The 18129-nt window shown below is 68.0% G+C and carries 16 protein-coding genes; 6 read left to right on the top strand and 10 right to left on the bottom strand.

Annotated elements, in window-relative coordinates; all coding sequences use genetic code 11:
* Positions 1-101: 101 nt before the first annotated feature.
* From eccD to IBX22_RS22080, 3 genes are all read left to right on the top strand, one after another.
* Entirely contained in the window at positions 102-1568 is a 1467-nt protein-coding gene (gene eccD, locus IBX22_RS22090; protein WP_194817398.1) for a type VII secretion integral membrane protein EccD, read from the top strand.
* Between the two features lie 41 nt (positions 1569-1609).
* Positions 1610-2980: a type VII secretion-associated serine protease mycosin gene (gene mycP / locus IBX22_RS22085; RefSeq protein ID WP_194817856.1), complete on the top strand. Its 1371-nt coding sequence runs from the start codon at positions 1610-1612 to the stop codon at positions 2978-2980.
* Between the two features lie 93 nt (positions 2981-3073).
* Entirely contained in the window at positions 3074-3547 is a 474-nt protein-coding gene (locus tag IBX22_RS22080; protein WP_194817397.1) for a hypothetical protein, read from the top strand.
* Here the strand turns inward: IBX22_RS22080 and eccB are convergent.
* The gene (gene eccB / locus IBX22_RS22075; RefSeq protein WP_194817396.1) at positions 3544-5031 is read right to left on the bottom strand and encodes a type VII secretion protein EccB; all 1488 of its coding nucleotides are present in this window, start codon (positions 5029-5031) and stop codon (positions 3544-3546) included. The genes IBX22_RS22080 and eccB overlap by 4 nt on opposite strands.
* Before the next feature lie 112 nt (positions 5032-5143).
* On the opposite strand from eccB, the gene eccE reads away from it, so the two are divergent.
* The gene (gene eccE / locus IBX22_RS22070) at positions 5144-6802 is read left to right on the top strand and encodes a type VII secretion protein EccE (protein ID WP_194817395.1); all 1659 of its coding nucleotides are present in this window, start codon (positions 5144-5146) and stop codon (positions 6800-6802) included.
* A gap of 71 nt (positions 6803-6873) precedes the next feature.
* Here eccE and IBX22_RS22065 read toward each other — a convergent pair whose 3' ends face one another.
* From IBX22_RS22065 to IBX22_RS22055, 3 genes are all read right to left on the bottom strand, one after another.
* On the bottom strand, positions 6874-7434 hold the full coding sequence (locus IBX22_RS22065; RefSeq protein ID WP_194817394.1) for an NADPH-dependent FMN reductase: 561 nt from the start codon (positions 7432-7434) through the stop codon (positions 6874-6876).
* 161 nt (positions 7435-7595) lie between these two features.
* Complete coding sequence (locus tag IBX22_RS22060) at positions 7596-8639, bottom strand: NAD-dependent epimerase/dehydratase family protein (protein ID WP_194817855.1); 1044 nt, start codon at positions 8637-8639, stop codon at positions 7596-7598.
* Between the two features lie 136 nt (positions 8640-8775).
* Positions 8776-9585: an S-methyl-5'-thioadenosine phosphorylase gene (locus IBX22_RS22055; protein ID WP_194817393.1), complete on the bottom strand. Its 810-nt coding sequence runs from the start codon at positions 9583-9585 to the stop codon at positions 8776-8778.
* A 105-nt stretch (positions 9586-9690) separates the two neighbouring features.
* Here IBX22_RS22055 and IBX22_RS22050 point away from each other — a divergent pair, with 105 nt between their 5' ends.
* Together IBX22_RS22050 and IBX22_RS22045 are read left to right on the top strand one after the other, a co-directional pair.
* The gene (locus tag IBX22_RS22050) at positions 9691-10656 is read left to right on the top strand and encodes an EamA family transporter (RefSeq protein WP_194817392.1); all 966 of its coding nucleotides are present in this window, start codon (positions 9691-9693) and stop codon (positions 10654-10656) included.
* A 106-nt stretch (positions 10657-10762) separates the two neighbouring features.
* Positions 10763-11083: a metal-sensitive transcriptional regulator gene (locus IBX22_RS22045; protein ID WP_194817391.1), complete on the top strand. Its 321-nt coding sequence runs from the start codon at positions 10763-10765 to the stop codon at positions 11081-11083.
* Between the two features lie 19 nt (positions 11084-11102).
* Here IBX22_RS22045 and IBX22_RS22040 read toward each other — a convergent pair whose 3' ends face one another.
* The 6 genes from IBX22_RS22040 to IBX22_RS22015 form a co-directional block, all read right to left on the bottom strand.
* Positions 11103-12008, bottom strand: a complete 906-nt coding sequence (locus tag IBX22_RS22040) for a TAXI family TRAP transporter solute-binding subunit (protein WP_194817854.1) — start codon at positions 12006-12008, stop codon at positions 11103-11105.
* Positions 12009-12034: 26 nt separating this feature from the next.
* Positions 12035-13672 carry a HAMP domain-containing sensor histidine kinase gene (locus tag IBX22_RS22035; protein WP_194817390.1) on the bottom strand — a complete coding sequence of 546 codons (1638 nt, stop codon included), beginning with the start codon at positions 13670-13672 and terminating at the stop codon, positions 12035-12037.
* 40 nt (positions 13673-13712) lie between these two features.
* Positions 13713-14372, bottom strand: coding sequence for a response regulator transcription factor (locus IBX22_RS22030; RefSeq protein ID WP_194817853.1), 660 nt, complete (start codon positions 14370-14372; stop codon positions 13713-13715).
* Positions 14373-14509: 137 nt separating this feature from the next.
* Positions 14510-15904 carry an MFS transporter gene (locus IBX22_RS22025; protein ID WP_194817389.1) on the bottom strand — a complete coding sequence of 465 codons (1395 nt, stop codon included), beginning with the start codon at positions 15902-15904 and terminating at the stop codon, positions 14510-14512.
* A 176-nt stretch (positions 15905-16080) separates the two neighbouring features.
* Positions 16081-17031, bottom strand: coding sequence for a nitrilase-related carbon-nitrogen hydrolase (locus tag IBX22_RS22020; protein ID WP_194817388.1), 951 nt, complete (start codon positions 17029-17031; stop codon positions 16081-16083).
* Between the two features lie 90 nt (positions 17032-17121).
* Positions 17122-18108: an AraC family transcriptional regulator gene (locus IBX22_RS22015; protein WP_194817387.1), complete on the bottom strand. Its 987-nt coding sequence runs from the start codon at positions 18106-18108 to the stop codon at positions 17122-17124.
* Between the last annotated feature and the right edge of the window lie 21 nt (positions 18109-18129).

Here is an 18129-nt window from a genome sequence, read left to right as displayed (position 1 = left end):
GAGTTCGACCAGCATTCTGCTGCCCAGATGATGGGTTCGCAAGCTCGCCCTCTGCGCGCGAGCATGCGGAAAGACAGAGGTTAGACCGATTTGGGGGAAGCTTGACGCACGCGCGACTTGACCACATCGAAGAAGATTCCTCGCGCGGCATCGTCCGTGCGCCGGACCTGGCTCGGGTCACCATCCTGGCGAAGCACACCCAGGTGGACATGGCGATTCCGGTGGACGTGCCGGTCGCCCTGGTGATTCCCAGCGTCGTCGATATGGTCGCCCAGCACAGCCGTTCCAACGACTTCGACAACGAGGGCGAGCGCTTCGAGCCCGCCGAATGGGTGCTGGCCCGCATCGGCCATCCCCCGTTCTCCAACTCGCTGAGCCTCGGGGAGCACGGCGTCCGCGACGGCGAGCTGCTCATGCTCGAGTCGGCCTCGCACACCGCGCCGGTGCCGCTGTTCGACGACATCATGTACAACGTCGCGATCGCCGACGCCGACCATTACCGCAGCTGGACGCCCAAGACGGCCCGGGTCACCGGCTCGGTGCTGGCGGCGCTGACGATGATCGTCGGCTGTCTCGGCCTGCTCATGTCGCCCGGCTCGATGCCGGAATGGGTCAGCGGTTCCATCGCGCTGGGCGTGGCGATCCTGCTGGTCGTGGCGGGCATGGTGCTGAGCCGGATGTACGGCGACACCGCGACGGCGCTGGTGATCGGCGGCTGCGCGCTACCCCCGGCGTTCACGGCGGGCATGCTCTACGTCCCCGATCACTACGGCTGGGCGCATCTGCTGCTCGGCTCGGTGTTGCTCGGCGCGACCGCCATCCTGGCGTGGCGTGTGACCGGCGTCGGGCTGGCGCTGTTCATCGGCACGGCCACCCTCGCGATGTACGCGGTGCCGGCCGCGCTGGTGGGATTGCTCACCGATCAGTCGACCAAGGCGATCGGCGCGGTCGCCGCGGCGATCGGCCTCGCGGGTCTGTCGCTCTCGCCGCGCATTTCGATGGCGCTGTCGAAGCTGCCGCTGCCGCCGGTGCCCTCCCCCGGCACCCCGATCGACCCGACCGAGGACGACCCGGACGACCATCGCGCGCTGCCCACCATGGAGGCGTTGCGCCAGAAGTCCGAACGCGCCCGCATGTACCTCGGCGGCCTGGTCACCGCGACCACGCTGGTCACCGTGGTCGGTGCGCTGGCCGGCACCGATCCGGACGCGAAGGGCGCGTACTGGCCCGGCATCTCGCTCGCGCTGGTGTGCGCGGCCGTGCTGATGTTCCGCAGCCGCACCTACGCGGGCGCGGAGCAGGCCGTGGTGCTCATCGTCGGTGGCGCGTCCATCGTGCTGATCATGCTGACCGGCGCGGGCATGGAGATGGAGATGCCGCTGGCGATCTTCGGCGCGGCCATGCTGATCCTGATCGTGGCGCTGATCCTCGGCATCATCATCCCGAACCAGGAAGCCACCCCGCCCATGCGCCGCGGCGTCGAACTGCTCGAGTACGCCTTCGTGGCCGCCGTGCTGCCGCTGGTCTTCTGGGTGGCGTCGCTCTACTCGCTCGTGCGCGGGCTGTGAAGCGGCCGCTACGGGTCGCCGCGGTCGCGGTCACGCTAGGACTGAGCGCATCGTTCGGTATCGGCGCGAATGCTGGTGTGGCGCAAGCCGATCGACCGCCCGCAGTGAATCCGACCCTGCTGCCCGCGGGTGATCCGGCGGCGCCGCGCGACAAGACCGAGCGACCGTCCAGCGGCACCTGCAACAGCACCGTGAAGGGTGGCGAGGGGGCCTCGATCCCCACTGCGCAGCGGTCCCTGGATCTGGAGCGCGCCTGGAAATTCTCCAGGGGCGCGGGACAGATTGTCGCCGTGATCGACACCGGCGTAGTGCGGCATCCGCGCCTGCCCGGGCTGCTGTCCGAAGGCGACTATGTCGCGAACGCCGGTGACGGCACCGAGGACTGCGACGCGCACGGCACCTTCGTCGCAGGCTTGATCGCGGCATCACAGGTAGAAGGTCAAGGCTTCGCCGGTGTCGCACCGGAAGCCCAGATCATGACGATCCGGCAGACCAGCACCAAGTATCAGAAGGAAGGCGCGTCGCGGGACAAGAGCCCCGACGAATTGCCCGAGGGCTACGGCAATCTCGCGACCATGGCCTCGGCGATCGTGCGCGCGGTCCAAAAGGGCGCGACCGTCATCAACATCTCCGAGGTCTGGTGCGGGCCGCAGAACGACGTGGACGGGGCGATCGGCGCGGCTTTGCAGTACGCGGTCGATCAGAACGTGGTTGTCGTTGCGGCAGCGGGCAATACCGACACCTGCAAGACCGAGAACAAGGTCATCGATCCGCTCGATCCCACCGCGGATCCGTGGAGCAAGACCAGCATGAACGTCGTCCCCGCCCGCTGGGACGACTACGTGCTGTCGGTCGGCTCCATCGATTCCAACGGCGCACCGTCGGCGTTCACCGTGGCCGGACCGTGGCTGAGCGTGGCCGCGCCCGGCGAGAACATGACCTCGCTCAACCCCATTCAGGACGACAAGGGCCAATGGGGCACGGCTATCGGCAAACTCACCGAGCGTGGTGAACAGCAGGCGATCAGTGGCACCAGCTTCGCGGCGCCGATCGTGTCGGGTGTGGTCGCGCTGGTGCGGGCCCGGTTCCCGGAGTTGAGCGCGCGCGAGGTGATGAAGCGGATCCAGGCGACCGCGCATGCGCCCGCCGAAGGGTGGAACAAGTACATCGGTTATGGCGCGGTCGATCCGATCGCGGCGCTGACCGAAGTGGTGACCGCCGACCTGCCGCCCAAGCGTCCGACTCCCGCCAAGAGCCAGCAGCTGGCGGTGCCGAAAGCACCGACGCCGCCGGACAATACGGCGCGGAACGTGGCATTGATCGGGACCGGTGTGATCGGCGGGGCGCTGATCCTCGGATACCTGGCGTCGTTCCCGATTCGGCGACGGTTCGGCGTCGGCCGAGACGAGTAAGCCACCGCACGCTGCGCGGTGCGAACGGTCCGCGAGTGCGACGATCTACGCGCGGCCCATGTTCGAGGTGGGCGAAGAGTGATCGGGTTTGGCATGAGCGGTATCGGGGCAACGGCCGGGCGGCGGGGGTATCTGCCGAATCGGGAGGCGGCGGCAGTCACGCTGGCGGCGCTCGGGGCGATCGTCTGGGGATTCGAATCCTTGACGGCCTGGGACAAGTCCACGCATCCGAAGTTCCAGGCGGGCACATACATTCACCTGGGCGCGATCGAGCTCAGCACGTATCGGGTGCTGGTCGCCGCGATGTACTCGTTCGGAGTTGTCGCCGGGTTGCTGCTGCTCGGCGGGCTGTTGATGATCGGGCGCTACCAGATCGGCCGGGTCCTGGTGGCTTCTGCGTGCGTGCTCGTGCTGCTCGGGCAGACGATCGTCCTCATCCTGACGCTGCTGCGCTACGACGCGTTCTATAGTCCGCCGTCGAGCCTCGCGACCAGCGAACTGCTCATGCTCTGCCCGCTGCTCGCGCTCTGGTGCGTCGCGGGACGCACCAGAGCGGTGCACAACTAGCCGCTGGCCTTGCCGACGGTCTGCTTGGCCGGCGTCGCGTCCGGGGCGACGCCGTCGTGCGCGACCATCGCTTCCTCACGGCCCAAAGTCGGTCCGTTGGCGAGCAATCCGACGATCGGCCAGGGCGCCGGTTCGGGTTTCACGCCCGAATCGGTGTCCATACCCAAGGCCTTCCGAGCATCGGCGTTCTTGATGCCGAAGCGGACGCCGGTGTCGGCGACGTAGAACATGCTGTCCTTGCGCCGGCTGTCGGGTTCGATGCCGGTGGTCTGGACGAAGGCGCCGGTGGCCGGCGGGATGTAGACGGAATCGGCGTTGGCGCCGGAGCCGTCGGCCTGCGCCAGCGAGACGGTTTTCGCGTTGTCCGGGATGGGCAGCTTCACGCCGGTGAGGATGTTGAGGTCGGCGCGCTTGCCGTCCTTGTTGTCCGCGGCCTCCGGGATCGGCTTCCAGGACATGCAGCTGACCAGCTGGTCGTCCTGCGGCACCAGTTTCGGCGCGACCCTCGGGTAGTCCTCGACCTGCAGCGCCTTCGAGGGCGGCGCGTTGGTGCGTTCGGCCTGGCTGATCCGGGTGTCGTCGGACTGGGTCGGGTTGGAGTTCTTGATGATGTCGGCGGTCAGCGCCGAGATCTGCTGCAACCCATCGCTGAGCACCACGTAGTACTTGTCGGCCTCCGAGGGCACCTGCACCACATCGCCGACACGGTGGTTGTTGATCGTGTAGCTCACCGTGCCGCCGCGATTGTCGAACTTGGGCGTCTTCAACGGCAGCACCTCGGGGATCGAGTTCAGCAGGCCTTCGCTGACCTTCTGCACCTTCTCGCCGGTGATGCCCAGGGCGTCGGTGACGGCGCGCTCGTTCATGTCGACCTCGGCGCGCTTGCTGTCGTACACCAGGTAGGTCTTGTCCTTGGCCTTCACCAGCAGCGCTTTGTCGCCGGGCATGATCGAGGCCTTCGCGCCGAGCTCCGGGTTGCCGGCGATCACGGTGGTGGTGAGGTCGGTGCTGCCGGCGCCGGTGCGGACATCGCACACCGACCAGGTGCGGCCCTTGCCGTCCTTGTCGAAACGCAAGGTGGCGGGCGCGCCGGGGATGCCGATCAGCTGGCCGCGGGGCTTCTTGCCGAGCTCGGATTCCTTCACGGTGGCGGCCTTGCCCGATTCACCGGAGGCCAGGCGGGCCGAGGCGAGGTTCAGCGCGGGATGCACGACGTTGTCGATCACCACGTAGACGCCGCCGGATTCCTTGCCGATCAGCAAAGTGTTGCTGCCGATTTTGTCTTGCGGGCGGAGCAACGCGAGAATGCCACAACCGGCCAGTACGACAATGCCCAGCACCAAGCCGACGGCATAGGCCCGGGACTGGGAACGCATCGGGTCGTGCAGCATGCGCACATCCCGGCGCACCAAGGCGTGCTCCATGCGGCGCACCAGGAAGCGGTAACCGCTCACCTGCCAGCGCGTAGTGGGTTTTGAAGGCATCTTTCCTCCCCCGAACAGTGCTCTCGTCCGGGCAACACAGTACAGTTCCCGGGGAGTCTTGTTCAGCTCGGCCGGTAGATCGCGGCCGATACCGGGTTATTGGGGGACGATAATGGCTGAATCCACCGGGGCCGGACCGCGCCCGCTCTTTGGTCGGATCTCGCTGCAGAACCTGCTGGTAGCGCAGGTCTTCGCGCTGGTTATCGGCCTGGTAGCGCTGATCTTCGGACTCGATAAATGGATCGCGCTCGGCATTGCCGTTGTCTCGGCGCTGATTCCGCTGATCCCGATCGCCAAGCGCACCGTGCTCGACTGGATCGCGACCTGGTGGCGCTACCTCACCAAGTCCGACTACGAGATCGGCGACACCGTCGACTTCCGCGGCCCCGACGACCGCTCCCTCGGCCTGTACTGGGACGGCAGCCGCGTCGTCACCGTCGTCGAGGTGCTGCCCCCGCGCGGCGGGCTGACCCGGATCTCGTCCTCCACGGTGCACGCCTCGCACCTGCTGCCGCTGCCCGAACTGGCGAAATGCCTCAACCAGCACGACATTCTGCTGAGCGGCATCGACATCATCAGCCACGGCCACCGCAGCCGGGCCGGCACGCCCGCCGGCAAGATCTACGAATCGCTGCTCGGCCCGCTGCCCGCCACCGCGCACCGCGCCGTCTGGCTGGCCATCAGCTTCGACGCCATCGCCTGCCCGGAGGCCTCGGCCCGGCGCGGCGGCGGCACCGAAGGCGCGTCCCGCGCGGTAACCATTGCGACGCAACGGATTATGCGCGCGCTGGAAGACGCCGACTGCAACGCCCGAATCCTCACCGCCCCGGAAATCCGCAAGGCCGTCCTGCAGATCACCGCGGGCTTCGACCCGCGCAACCTGACACATCGCTGGCGCTACGCCGAAATCGGTAATGCCGTGAACATCGGTGCGGCCGTCGACCCGAAGCGGCTCGGCTCCGATCTGCTCGCCCAGCTGTGGGTCGCGCCCTCGCGTGGCACCACCGTCGCGGTGCGGTTGCGTGCGGGCAGCTCCGCGGAAACCGTAAGCATCGGCGCCGCTTGGCGTTTGACCGCGCGCGAACTGCCGGAACGCTCCAAGCTCAAGGGCATGATCTCGATGGCCGGCCGGCACCGCGACGGGTTGCTCGCACACATGCCGCTGGCCGCGCCCGGCGTCGATGACACCGTCCCGATGACCGAGTACCCGATCGATGTCATCGCCGCGCTGCACCTGCCGTCCTCCGGCTGCGGTCAGCTGATCGGTTCCGATGAAGAGAACCAGGGTGTGGCGGTTCGCATTATCGGCCAAGGCATTTCGACCGTCTATGTGGCGGGCGAGCTGTACTTGGCCCAGCAGCTGGTGTTCCGCGCGCTGGCCGTCGGCGAGCGCATCCTGATCCGCACCGACCGCGCCCACGCCTGGGAGCAGCTGGTACAGACCGTCGGCAACCCGGAACGTCTCACCATCGCCGTCGAAACCCACCAGTCCGACGCGGGTTTCACCGCTACCGTGGTCGACGGCGTCCTCGCGCCCGCCCCCCACGCCGGTGTCACCACGATCTACGTCACCGGTGACCCGATGGGCTGGCCCGCCACCCGCCCCGACCTGTCCATCCACCAGCCCGGCGCCATCGGCAACCACGTCATCCTGCGGACCGGCACCGCCCAGGTCGACCTGACCCTGGTCTCGATCCCCCGCGAAGCCACCTACATCGGGCATCCGCGCGGGCGCCAGCGTCAGATGCAGGGCGCGGGACCGATGCACTAGTTCACCGAACTCACAGAGCAGTGTCGAGAGCACCTACGCGATTGCGTGGGTGCTCTCGACATTTGATGGGGTCAACCTGGGTACGGGGTGGTGGTGCGGGCTGACCGGAGAGTCGTTGCCCACCAAGCCAATTGGGTGAGGAGACGGTCAGCGGCGTCGATCGCGGCACCGTCTTGTGTCTCCCCCGCCTTATCGAACTGCTTCTTGGCCTGATGGAAGCTCACGGTTTCCCGGGCCGAGACCATGTGAAGTTCCGAGACGACCTGGCGGAGTTGTTCGACGGCGCGCAGACCACCGGAGAGGCCGCCGTAGGAGACGAACCCGATGGGCTTGGCCCGCCATTCGCGTTTCGCGGTGTCGAAGGCGGTCTTCAGCGAGGCCGGGTATCCATGGTTGTACTCGGACGTAACCGCGACGAACGCGTCCGCGGCAGCCAAGCGGGCCCGGAAGGCTTGCGCCTCAGGAGTGTCGGTGAGGTTCTCCGGCAGCCCGGTGTCGATGAGATCGATTACGCCGGTGTCGAATTCGGGCCTGGACCGCGCAGCGCGCAGAAACCAGTCGGCGACCACCGGCGCGAAACGCTCCGGACGCGTACTGGCGACGATCACCTCGAGCCGCAACGGGTTGTCCACACGGGGAGCCTAGCCCGGGTCTGCGCGCCGATAGCCGGGACATGAGCGAGGGCCCTACTCGGACGATGCCACGACCATGTCCCGATTGCCGAGTCGACTAGGGCAGCCATGGCGGAGACCAGCCATTCGGAAGGTGGCGGCGTTGACGGTTGGGGCTGTGATCACGGCTCGCTGGCGACTGGGCGGGTGGTTTCGATTGCCGAAAGGGGCTGGGCGGTGGCGTAATCGGGGAGGCCGGTGCGGGGCGGGGTGGTGGCGGTGAAGCCGAGGGCGTGGTGGGCGCGGACCGGGGCGGCGACGAAGTGGCGGACATCCGGGAGGTGGTATTGGCCGGTGACGATGGGTTCCGGACCAGCCAGCGCCTTGGCCATGACGGAGGCGAGCTCCCAGCAGGTGATCGGGTTGCCGGACGCGATGTTCAGGGGGACGAAGCCGGGGAGGGCGCGTTCCACGGCGGCGAGGGTGGCGGACACGGCGTCGCTGATGTGGACGAAATCCCGCACCTGGCCGCCGTCTTCGAAGACGCGCGGTGCGGTGCCGGCGGCGAGGGCGTCGCGGAACTGGGCGGGTAGACCGGAGTGCGCGCCTTCGCCGTACACCGAGTGGAATCGCAGGACGGTGACCGCGGCGCCCGTCGACAATCCCCAGGCGAATGCGTAATTCTCCTGCGCCGCTTTGCTTGCCCCGTAGTAGCCGCGAGGGCGGAGCGGCGCGTCCTCGGTGACCGGTTCCCAGGTCAGGATCTCGCCGGTGCGCGGAGCGCGATGGTCGAACATGCCGCGATCGAGGTCGGCGCGCAGGCGCAGGCCGGGGAAGAACGGGCCGCCGCGCACCGTGCGGTAGCGGCCTTCGCCGTAAACGGTGATCGAGGAGGCGAGCACCAGGCGGCGGATCTTCGCCTCGCCCATCGCCGCCAGCAGCACGGCGGTGCCGTGGTCGTTGTTCGCCGCGTAATCGCCTGGGCTGTAAGCGGATCCGGTCGCCGCGGCGAAATGGCAGACGACCTCCACATCGCGTAGCAGCGGCGCGAGCGCGTCCGCATCGCGCACGTCGACCCGCGCGACCCCCTCCGGCGGTTCCGCGCCCGCGCCGTGCACCGCCTCGGTCAGCGAGTCGATCCCGGTGACGTCATGTCCCGCTTCGGCCAGCGCCCGGCAGACGTGCGATCCGATGAAACCGGCAGCCCCGGTTACCAGCACCTTCATCATGTCCACCCGTGTTCCCGGCGCCGGATGGCTTCCGGCTAGCTCACCGGATCATGGTAGATCGCATCGCGACGCAACTCCGGCAGTAAGCCCGGACAGGCGGCCGGACAATCCGATGTCCAGCCGCCCCAACGGTTTACGGGAGTTCGAAGGGCAGGGAAACGCCGGTGTGGACGGTGCAGCGGTCGCAGGTGCCGGTGCCGTCGACCGCGGCGACGGCACCGCGGATCAGCTCCTTGAACGGGCCGAGGTTGCGCTTGAACTCGGCGAAGACGTCGGCCGCGTGCACGCCGTCGCCCTCTTCCAGGCCCGCGTCCAGGTCGGTGACCAAAGCGACTGCGGCGTAGCACATTTCGAGTTCACGAGCGAGGACTGCTTCCGGATGGCCGGTCATGTTGACCAGATCCCAGCCCTGGCCGGCGAACCAGCGGCTCTCGGCGCGGGTGGAGAAGCGGGGCCCCTGCACGACGACCATGGTGCCGGACGGTTTGACCGTCAGCGCGTCGGATTCGGATTTGATTGCGGCGGTGCGGAGTTCGTCGCAATACGGGTCGGCGAAGGAGACGTGCACGCCGCCGCCGTCGAAGAAGGTCTGCGGGCGGCCCGAGGTGCGGTCGACCAGCTGATCCGGCACCGCGACCGTGCCCGGCCCCCAGTCGGCGCGCAAGCTGCCCACCGCGCACGGCGCGAAGATCCGCCGCACCCCCAGCGCGCGCAGCGCCCACATGTTGGCCTGATACGGCAGGGTGTGCGGCGCGAACTCGTGCTGCTTGCCGTGGCGCGGGATGAACGCCACCGCCCGGCCCTCGACCGCACCGATCGCGACCGGCGCGCTCGGCTTGCCATACGGGGTGTCGACCTCGACATGCGTCGCGTCGTTGTCGAAGAAGTCATAGAAACCACTGCCGCCGATGACAGCGAGGGCGGGCCGGGCCGGGATTCTCATGCATGCGATTCTCTCGTTTCACATCTTGGAACGCGCATCGGGGCTGCCGACCCGGACGATTCCGGGCCACGCCCCTCAGCAAAGATGGGATGACTTGGTTTTCGGATGAGGTGGGTTGTGGCGCGGGCGCAAGCAGGTGTGTGGCTGACGGTGGCAAGCGGGCTGGCGTTCGCAAGTTCGGGGTCGTTCGCGAAATCGGTACTGGGGGCGGACTGGTCACCGGGCGCGGTGCTGGCGATTCGACTGACCGGGGCTGCGGCGGTGCTGATGGCGCTGGCGGCGTGGCGAGACCCGATCGGGTTACGGGCGAGCGTGCGGCATTCCCGGGCAATCATCGCCTTCGGCGTGATCGCGATTACCGGCGTGCAGGCGACGTTCTTCTTGTCCCTGGAGTATCTGCAGGTCGGAGTGTCGCTGATGATTCAGTTCCTGGCGCCGATCGCGGTGCTCGGGTGGAACTGGCTGGTGCGTGCGCAGCGGCCGAGCGTTGCGACGATGGTGGGCGCGGTCCTCGCGGTCGGCGGGGCGGCGCTGGTCATCAATGTGTTCGACGCGGGCGGGCTGAGTTTGCCGGGACTGGGCTGGGCCGGGCTGTCGATGGTGTGCAACGCGGCGCTGTTCCTGTTGTCCGAGCGCACGACGGCCGAGGTGCGGCCGGTGGTGCTGCTCGGGACCGGGCTGACCGTCGCGGCCGTGACCAGCTGGATTCTCGCGGTCACGCAGGTGCTGCCGGTGCACTTCGGGGCCGGCACCGTCACGCTGGCCGAGCATCGAATTCCCGCGCTGCTGTCGTTGACGCTGCTGATTCTCATCGCCACGGTGATCGCCTACCTGTGCGGTGTGGCGGGTGCGGCACGAATCGGGTCCACGCTCATGTCGTTGATCCTGCTCAGCGAGGTCATGTTCGCGGTGGCGCTGTCCTGGCTGCTGCTCGGCGAGGCGGTCGCGCCGATCCAGCTGGCCGGCAGCGTGGTGGTGATCGTCGGGATCGTCCTGGCACAGCAGGGCCGGAACGAGGATCTCGACCCGCACGGACTCACCGACGTACTGGACGAACCGGCGCGCACCTGACAACCCACACATCCGCATGTACCCTAGGTGGGTATCACGACACGACCGGAGCGCCCCGCGTCTGCGAAGATTCAACCCGGCCACTGCTAGGACGAGGAGAACACCGGTGACAACCACCCCGGAAACCGGCGGACACGACCACTCCGCCCACGGTTACATCACCGCCAAGGACGACTACCTCAAGCGGCTGCGCCGGATCGAGGGTCAAGCCCGCGGCCTGCAGCGCATGGTCGAAGAAGAGAAGTACTGCATCGACATCCTCACCCAGGTCTCGGCGATGACAAAGGCCCTGCAAGCCGTCGCCATGGGCCTGCTCGAAGACCACATCAGCCACTGCGTCGTCGACGCCGCCGTCGCGGGCGGCCCCGAAGCCGAAGCCAAGATCAAGGAAGCCACCGACGCCATCGCGCGCCTGGTCCGTTCCTGAAGCGGGGCCTGCCGCCCGCTCAGCCGTGGTGGCGGCGGTAGACCTCGGCCGCGCCCGGGTGCAGGGCGATCGAGCTGGTGCCGGTGAGGGAACGGGCATCGAGGAATTGGGTGCCCGCGGCCTCGGCCGGGACCAGCGCGTCGGCGCGGGACAGGAGCAGGTCGACGATGGCGGCCGCGGCGGCGTCCGGCAGGGTGGGCGCGGCGAGCAGCAGGTTCGCGACACCGATCGTGTGGACGGCGGAACCGCCCGGGTAGGCGTCGGCGGGGATCTGGACGCGGTCGTAGACATGTCCGAAGCGCGAACGTAGCGGCGCCGCAAGCTCATCCAGATCCAGCAGGCGCAGGCGGGGCACGGCCAGCGCGGCAGTCGGAACGCCACCGGCCCACAGCAGTGCGTCCACGCCCCCGGAATCCAGCGCCGCCACCGCGTTCCGCAGCCCACGGTGCTCGACAGTGACGTCCACGCCCGGCTCGAACCCCGCCGCCCACAGCAGCCGCTCGCCGGTCAGCGCGGCCCCGGACCCGACCGCGCCCAGATTCACCCGGGTCCCCCGCAGATCGGCCACCCGCTGGATCGGACTGTCCGCCCGCACCGCCAGCTGCAGATAGTTTTCGTAGACTCGCCCCAGCGCCAGTACCTGCTCGCCGCCTTCGATCGAATCCACCAGCGCCAGTGCGGCATCCACTTCCCCGCGCACCAGCATCGTCAGATTCGTCCGCGACCCATAGGTATCGATCGGATCGATCCGCACCGTCCCCGCCTGATCCGCCACCTCAGCCAGCAACCGCGCAAACGCGTTATAGAACCCACCCGGCTCCCCCGACCCGAGCCGCACCGTCCCCACCCCAGAACTCACCCCACACCCAGCCACCCCCGCCGCCACCCCAGCAACGGCCAGCCCCAAAAACCCACGCCGATCCATGCGCCGCCCGGGGGAAGTCACTTGTTTCATGCGGCGACCACCGCGGGGAGGCGGAGGATGATGGCGAGGCCGTTGGGGTGGGCGGGTTCGACAGTCAGGGTGCCGCCGCGGGATTGGGCCAGGGCGGCGGCGATGGGGAGGCCGAGGCCGGAGCCGCCGGCGGGGGCGGAGGAGCCGCGGAAGAAGCGGGTGGTGAGTTTGTCGATTTCTTCGCGAGGGACGCCGGTGCCGTTGTCGCAGATGGTGATGGTGACCCAGCCCGGGTCGGTGGCGACGGTGACGGTGGTGTGGGCGCCGGAGCCGGCGTAGCGGCAGGAGTTGCTCAGGGGGACGTCGAGGATCTGGGCGAGGATGTCGGCGGGCAGAGCCACCTCGGTGCGGGCGGTGGTGCGGGTGGCGGGGGCCGGGTTGCTTTCCCAGTTCGGCGCGGCGGTGTCGGGGTTCATCTCGGTGGTGTCGAATTCTTGTCGGGCGCTTCGTGATTCCCAGTCCGAGTCGTCGCGCAGCGTGAGTCCCCCACGCGCCATCGCCGACTCCGACCCGGCCCGGATGCTGTCGGCGCGGACGAAACGCTCCGCGGAGGGCTCCGCCGGCACCTGGTGGCGGATCGTCTCGGCCCGCAACTCCATGCCCGCGGTTTCGAACGCGGAATGCCAGGCGTCGATCCGGTCGGCCACGACTTGTCCGGCATCGCAGTGGTTTTCGGGATCGTTGGCGGACAGGTCGAAGGCGGTGGGCGTCTCCGCGACGGCGAGCGTGAGCAGGCCGTCGAGCAACGCCGTGATGCGGTCGACCTCGGCGCTGGCGCGGCGGAAGATCGGCGCGGCCGTGTCGGGAATGTCGAGTTCGAGGGAATCGAGTCGGATCGCCAGGGCCGCCAGGGGGTTTCGCATGGCGTGGGCGGTATCGGCGACGAGTTGCCGTTGCGCGTCCACGGAGTCGGCGACCGCCAACGCCATGGCATCGAAAGAATTTGCGACAGCGCGCATCTCGGGCGGACCACCGTAGTGCCGCGCGATCGATACCGGAGCCGCCGCGCCCGTCCTGGGTTTCGGCAGTGTCGCGGTCAGCGCGGCCACCGCGGCCGACAGCGCCGCCAAAGGTCGCAGGACCCAACGGCTCAGGGTCAGCGCGAGCATGGTGAATACCGCCATCGCGACAACACCACCCGCACCGATCACGGCCCACGCCTTGGCGATATCGCTGCGCGCTCGCTCCGTCGACGCCTCGATCACCACCGCACCGTTGACCTGAACGCCCGTGCCGACCGGCCGGGCCACCAGCATCGTCGACTTGCCCCATGGCGCCAGTCGCTGCTCCGGATGCGGCCGGAGGTTGCGCCGCGCGCCCGCGACCGCGGCGGCGATCACCGGGTCGGTGATATCCACCCCGGCGTTCACCGTCGTCGCACCACGCGCATCCACGACCAGCACGTTCTCGCCGTATAGCTCGTGGTAGCGCACGATCTCCTCGATCAGCGCCCGCGGATCCCGTTCCGCCACAGCGGCATCGGCGATCGTCGCGAACCGGTCCGCATCACCGTTGCGCCCGAGGACCAGCTCTTGGGTCCGGCTCGTCGCATACGTCAGCGACAGCGGCACCGCGAACGCCAGCACCGCGATCGCCGCGAAAACCGTCAGCGCGAAGAGGAGCCTGCGCCGCACCGCACTTCCCTTCGCACCCGGGTCTCGAGCTGCCCCCGAGTCATTCGCCCCACCGATAGCCGTAGCCGCGGATGGTCGTGATCAAGCCGGGCCGGTCCAGCTTGGCGCGCAGTGCCGTCATATGGACGTCGAGGGAGCGGGAGACGGCCACGAAGGCGTCACCCCAGATCCGGTCCATGAGCTGCTGCCTGCTGACCGCCGAGCCGGGACGTTCGACGAGCGCTTCCACGAGTTCGAATTCCTTGGGGGTCAAGGAAATCGGCTTTCCCGCGACCTCGACGACGCGGGTCCCCAGATCGACCCGCACGTCTCCGGTGACGACGACCGGCGGTGTGGGCTGGGTGGCTACCGCCGCCCGGCGCAGCACCGTTTCCAGGCGGGCCATCAACTCCGCGATGCGGGGCGGCTTCACCAGGTAGTCGTCGGCGCCACCGCGCAGGCCACGCACGATCGAGCGTTCGTCGCTGCGAGCGGTCAGCACCAGAACCGGGACCGAACTGACCGCGCGCAGCTGGCGCAGGATCTGCAGACCGTCCGCGTCGGGCAGGCCCAGGTCCAGGATGACTGCGTCGTAGCCGCGGTGGTCGAGCAGCAGGTCGCTGCCGCGGCGCTTGCGTTCGGCGCGGTAGCCGCGGGCGTTGAGAGCCTCGACCAAGGCGTCGCCAACGCCATCATCATCTTCGACAACCGCAAGCCGCACGCGCCGATCCTCCCATAGCGGGCGGATCGGCGCGGCGGCCGGTTGATCAGCGCGCGGATACGAGGTCACGCTCCGCACCGTTCGACCAGGTTGCCGACGGACGCGCGCAACACATTCGCAACCACGCGGCGCTCGTCCTACGAGACCCGAGCCGGTGTGGTCGACTCGTTCTTCGGCTCGAAGGCGTGACCGGCCTCCCGGTCGAGCTCGGTGGTCGACTTGTTCTTCAGGCAGAAGATGTAGACCAGGAGCGAGCCCGCGATGAGCAGGGTGACGTAACCGATGAATTGTGGAACCATATCGGACTTCTTCATGGCCTGATAAATCACCGGCGCGGTTCCACCGAAGGCGGAGTTGGCCAGCGCATAACCCATTCCCACGCCCAGCGCCCGGATGGAAGCCGGGAACAGTTCGGCTTTGACCAACGCGTTGATCGAGGTGTATCCGGTCAGGATGATGTACCCGATGGCCAGCAAGCCGAAGGTGGCAAAGGGATTGGAGGTCTTCGGCAGGAAGGTGATCAGGAAGTAGGTGTAGATCACTCCGCTGGCGCCGAAGAACACCAGCAATGGCTTGCGGCCGACCCGGTCACTGATCCAGCCGCCCACCGGCTGCAGGCACATCAGGAAGATCAGGCCGATCAGGTTGATCCAGGTCGCCACCATGGCGTCGTTCTTGTACGCCGTCTTCACGATCGCCGGAGCGTTGACGCTGTAGGTGTAGAACGCCACCGTGCCACCCATGGTGATCAGGAAGCACAGCAGCAGCGGCCGCCAGTACCGGGTCACCAATTCCTTGAGCGACCCCGAGGAACGGTCGGCTCCCGAGCGGGCGGCATCGAGGTGTTCCTGAGACAGCGACTCGTCCATGTCCCGCCGCAGCCAGAACACTACGACCGCCGCCAGTCCGCCGATGGCGAAGGGGATGCGCCAGGCCCAGTCCTCGATCTGCCCCTTCTCCAGGAATGTGGTCATGATCAGCAAGGTTGCCTGCGCCAGCACGTGGCCGCCGACCAGCGTGACGTACTGGAACGAGGAGAAGAAGCCACGTTTGCCGGCGGTCGCCACCTCGGACATATAGGTCGCCGAGGTGCCGTATTCGCCGCCGGTGGCAAAGCCCTGGATCAGCCGGAAGACAATGAGAACCGCCGCAGCGGCCACACCGATACTCTCCCGGGTGGGCATGATCGCGATGCCGAAGGAACAGGCCGCCATCAGGGTCACGCTGAACACCAGCGCGGAGCGGCGGCCGTGCCGGTCGGCGTAGCGCCCGAAGTACCAGGAGCCGATCGGGCGCATCAGGAAGGTGACCGCGAATATCGCGTAAACATAGACCGTGGAGTTCTCGTCCTCCGGCGCGAAGAACTGATTTTGGAAATAAGTCGCGAAGACGGTGTAAATATAGACGTCGTACCACTCGACGAGGTTTCCCGAAGAACCCTTGAGCGTATTCAGAATCGCCCGGCGGGTACTGGTTGGCGCCGATAGTGGAGCGGGATTCGGCTCCGGCGTCTTACTCAACACTGTGGACATTGACCTACCTCCTTCGACGCTTCTTCGCGCCATCGGGATCGAGTGTGTCGGTCACCACAGTTGTTACGGAAGTGTGCCGCGCGCTTCCTAACAGTTCGTTAGGACGATCCCCCAGTTGCCTGCCAGCAAACCGTCCAGGCCCCGGCGCCTCCGGCCGGGGCCAGCTGCGAACGGCGTCAGAACGAGCGCCTCAACATCCGTGCGGCGACCTGATTTCCGGCCGGCCCCCGATAGATCTCCGGGTTCAGATGGGTGCTGACCGGATAGGCCGGACGCGGCTTGCCGAGCGCGGCGAAGTCCAGGTCGGCGTAGACCAGGCCGGAGCGCTTCTCGCTGGGCGCGGCGCCGAGCTCGTGGCCGTCGGGCCCGTAGATCGTGGTGAGGCCACCCGGGTTGTGCAGCAGGCGCGTCTGCGGACCGGTCGCGCCGTCCAGCTCCCAGCCCGCGACATCGACGATCGCGGTCGGCGCGATCACGAAGCTGGCGCTTTCCACCGAATACAGCAGGCTCGCGGAGGCATTGGCCCAGTGCCCACGCCCCCGGGTGGCGCCGCGGTAGATCGCGAAGCCGGGCCAGGAGGCGATGTGGATCTGCTCGCCGGTCCGGTACATCTGCTGGCGCGTCACGGCCTGCAAATGCTCGCTGCCACTGAGCATTCCGATCCGGCCGAGCTCGGTGTCGTAAGCGCGGGGCTGATCGCCGCCACCGGGCTCGAAGACCTGGCTTTCCAATCGATTCAGCTCCCGTTTTCGGCGGACCGCGCGGAGCAGCCCGTGCTGATCGATCAACGCCTGGGACATGAACAGCTGGTCGCCCGCCCGCTCGCTGAACCCGAGAACGACGTGGATCCGGTGCGCCCGTGCGGCTTCGAGGACGGCATGGATTTCGTCACCTTCGCGCGTCATCGAGGCGTCGCGATACCGGGCGGCGAATTCCGCACCCCAGCCCTTGGTGTTCAGCCACATCCACCAGGGGTACCCGGGCACGAAAGTTTCCGGAAATGCCACCAATTGAGCCCCGATGCGAGACGCTTGCGCGATCAACCCGGTGACTTGCTCGATGCCCTCCTGCAGGCTGAGCCACCTCGGCTCGGCTTGGACCGCGGCGACCCGTACCCGTTCCGACATAGAAGACTCCCGTTTCCAGTAAGTGAGCGGACAATGTTTCACTAACTGTTCCGGTTAGGTTGAAGCTTCACACTGGCAGCCCGTGCCAGGCTACGGACAATGCATGCCACAATCGCATCGAGTGCGGTATTCGCCTGGGGTAACACCGTTTTCGTTGCGGAAGGCGCGATAGAACTGACGTTCGGTAGCGAACCCGGAAGCCATCGCCACCGCCGACAGCGGCCACTGCGGGGCCGCGCACAGCAGCCGCTGCGCCTGCTCCACCCGCATCCGCCGTAGCACCGCGCCGATTCCGCCGTCGGTGCCCTCGAACAGGCGATAGAGCGTGCGGCGCGACACCGCACAGGCCTGGGCGATCGCGTCCACCGTGAGCGCGGGATCGGTGCACTGCCGGGACATGAAGGCCAGCACCTGCTCTCGGGTCACACCGAGCGCGGCGGGGGCGCCGGGACTCGCCCCGGCCGCCAGCTGCACCGCCGAAGCCAGCAGCGCCACACTGTCCACGGCGAGCTGAGCCGCCTGCTGCGGCGCGGTGCGCTGCACCCGCGCCAGGCCACTGAAGAATTGCGCGGCCACCCCTGCGGCACTCGATGCCGCTATGCCGATCGCCGTCGGAATATCCTGGGGCGCAACGCCACTGCGCTCACACAGGGTGCGCAACGGAACTCGCACGATGACCTGCTCCCAGTCGGTGTCGATCTCCCAGCGGAACGGACGCGCGCTGTCGTAGAAGACCATGGCGCCCGGCGTCATCTCCGCCGACCGCCCGCCCTGCTGCAATCGCCCGACCCCCCTGGTCTGGATGGCGGCGACCAGGAATGGCGCTGCGGCGCCCGCGATCATCCGTTCCGTGCGGCGGATGACCTGCGCGACCGATCCGCGCAGGGAGAGCTCCAACTCCTCGTCATAGCGGCCGACGCTGACGTAGCCGTGGAATGCCGCGGCGGGGCGCAGCGAAACCGCTTTCGGCACATATATTTCCGCGAGCAACCCGGTCCAGCGCTCGACGGCCGCGCCCACCGAAACCCCGGGCCCCGAGCGCAATTCGACCGATCTGATGGGCTCGGAATCTCCCATGACACCGCCAGTACCAGCGGG

The sequence above is a fragment of the Nocardia sp. XZ_19_385 genome (genome assembly GCF_015355755.1).
Classification (GTDB): domain Bacteria; phylum Actinomycetota; class Actinomycetes; order Mycobacteriales; family Mycobacteriaceae; genus Nocardia.
The sequence above is the reverse complement of the archived record's forward strand: the minus strand, read 5'-3'. Positions and strand labels throughout refer to the sequence as shown.

What these genes read in the sequence shown, in the direction of transcription:
- IBX22_RS22080 (WP_194817397.1), top strand. Translation starts at nt 3,074, where the DNA reads ATGAGCGGTATCGGGGCAACGGCCGGGCGGCGGGGGTATCTGCCGAAT.
- eccB (WP_194817396.1), bottom strand. Translation starts at nt 5,031, where the DNA reads ATGCCTTCAAAACCCACTACGCGCTGGCAGGTGAGCGGTTACCGCTTC.
- eccE (WP_194817395.1), top strand. Translation starts at nt 5,144, where the DNA reads ATGGCTGAATCCACCGGGGCCGGACCGCGCCCGCTCTTTGGTCGGATC.
- IBX22_RS22060 (WP_194817855.1), bottom strand. Translation starts at nt 8,639, where the DNA reads ATGAAGGTGCTGGTAACCGGGGCTGCCGGTTTCATCGGATCGCACGTC.
- IBX22_RS22055 (WP_194817393.1), bottom strand. Translation starts at nt 9,585, where the DNA reads ATGAGAATCCCGGCCCGGCCCGCCCTCGCTGTCATCGGCGGCAGTGGT.
- IBX22_RS22050 (WP_194817392.1), top strand. Translation starts at nt 9,691, where the DNA reads ATGAGGTGGGTTGTGGCGCGGGCGCAAGCAGGTGTGTGGCTGACGGTG.
- IBX22_RS22040 (WP_194817854.1), bottom strand. Translation starts at nt 12,008, where the DNA reads ATGGATCGGCGTGGGTTTTTGGGGCTGGCCGTTGCTGGGGTGGCGGCG.
- IBX22_RS22025 (WP_194817389.1), bottom strand. Translation starts at nt 15,904, where the DNA reads ATGTCCACAGTGTTGAGTAAGACGCCGGAGCCGAATCCCGCTCCACTA.
- IBX22_RS22020 (WP_194817388.1), bottom strand. Translation starts at nt 17,031, where the DNA reads ATGTCGGAACGGGTACGGGTCGCCGCGGTCCAAGCCGAGCCGAGGTGG.
- IBX22_RS22015 (WP_194817387.1), bottom strand. Translation starts at nt 18,108, where the DNA reads ATGGGAGATTCCGAGCCCATCAGATCGGTCGAATTGCGCTCGGGGCCC.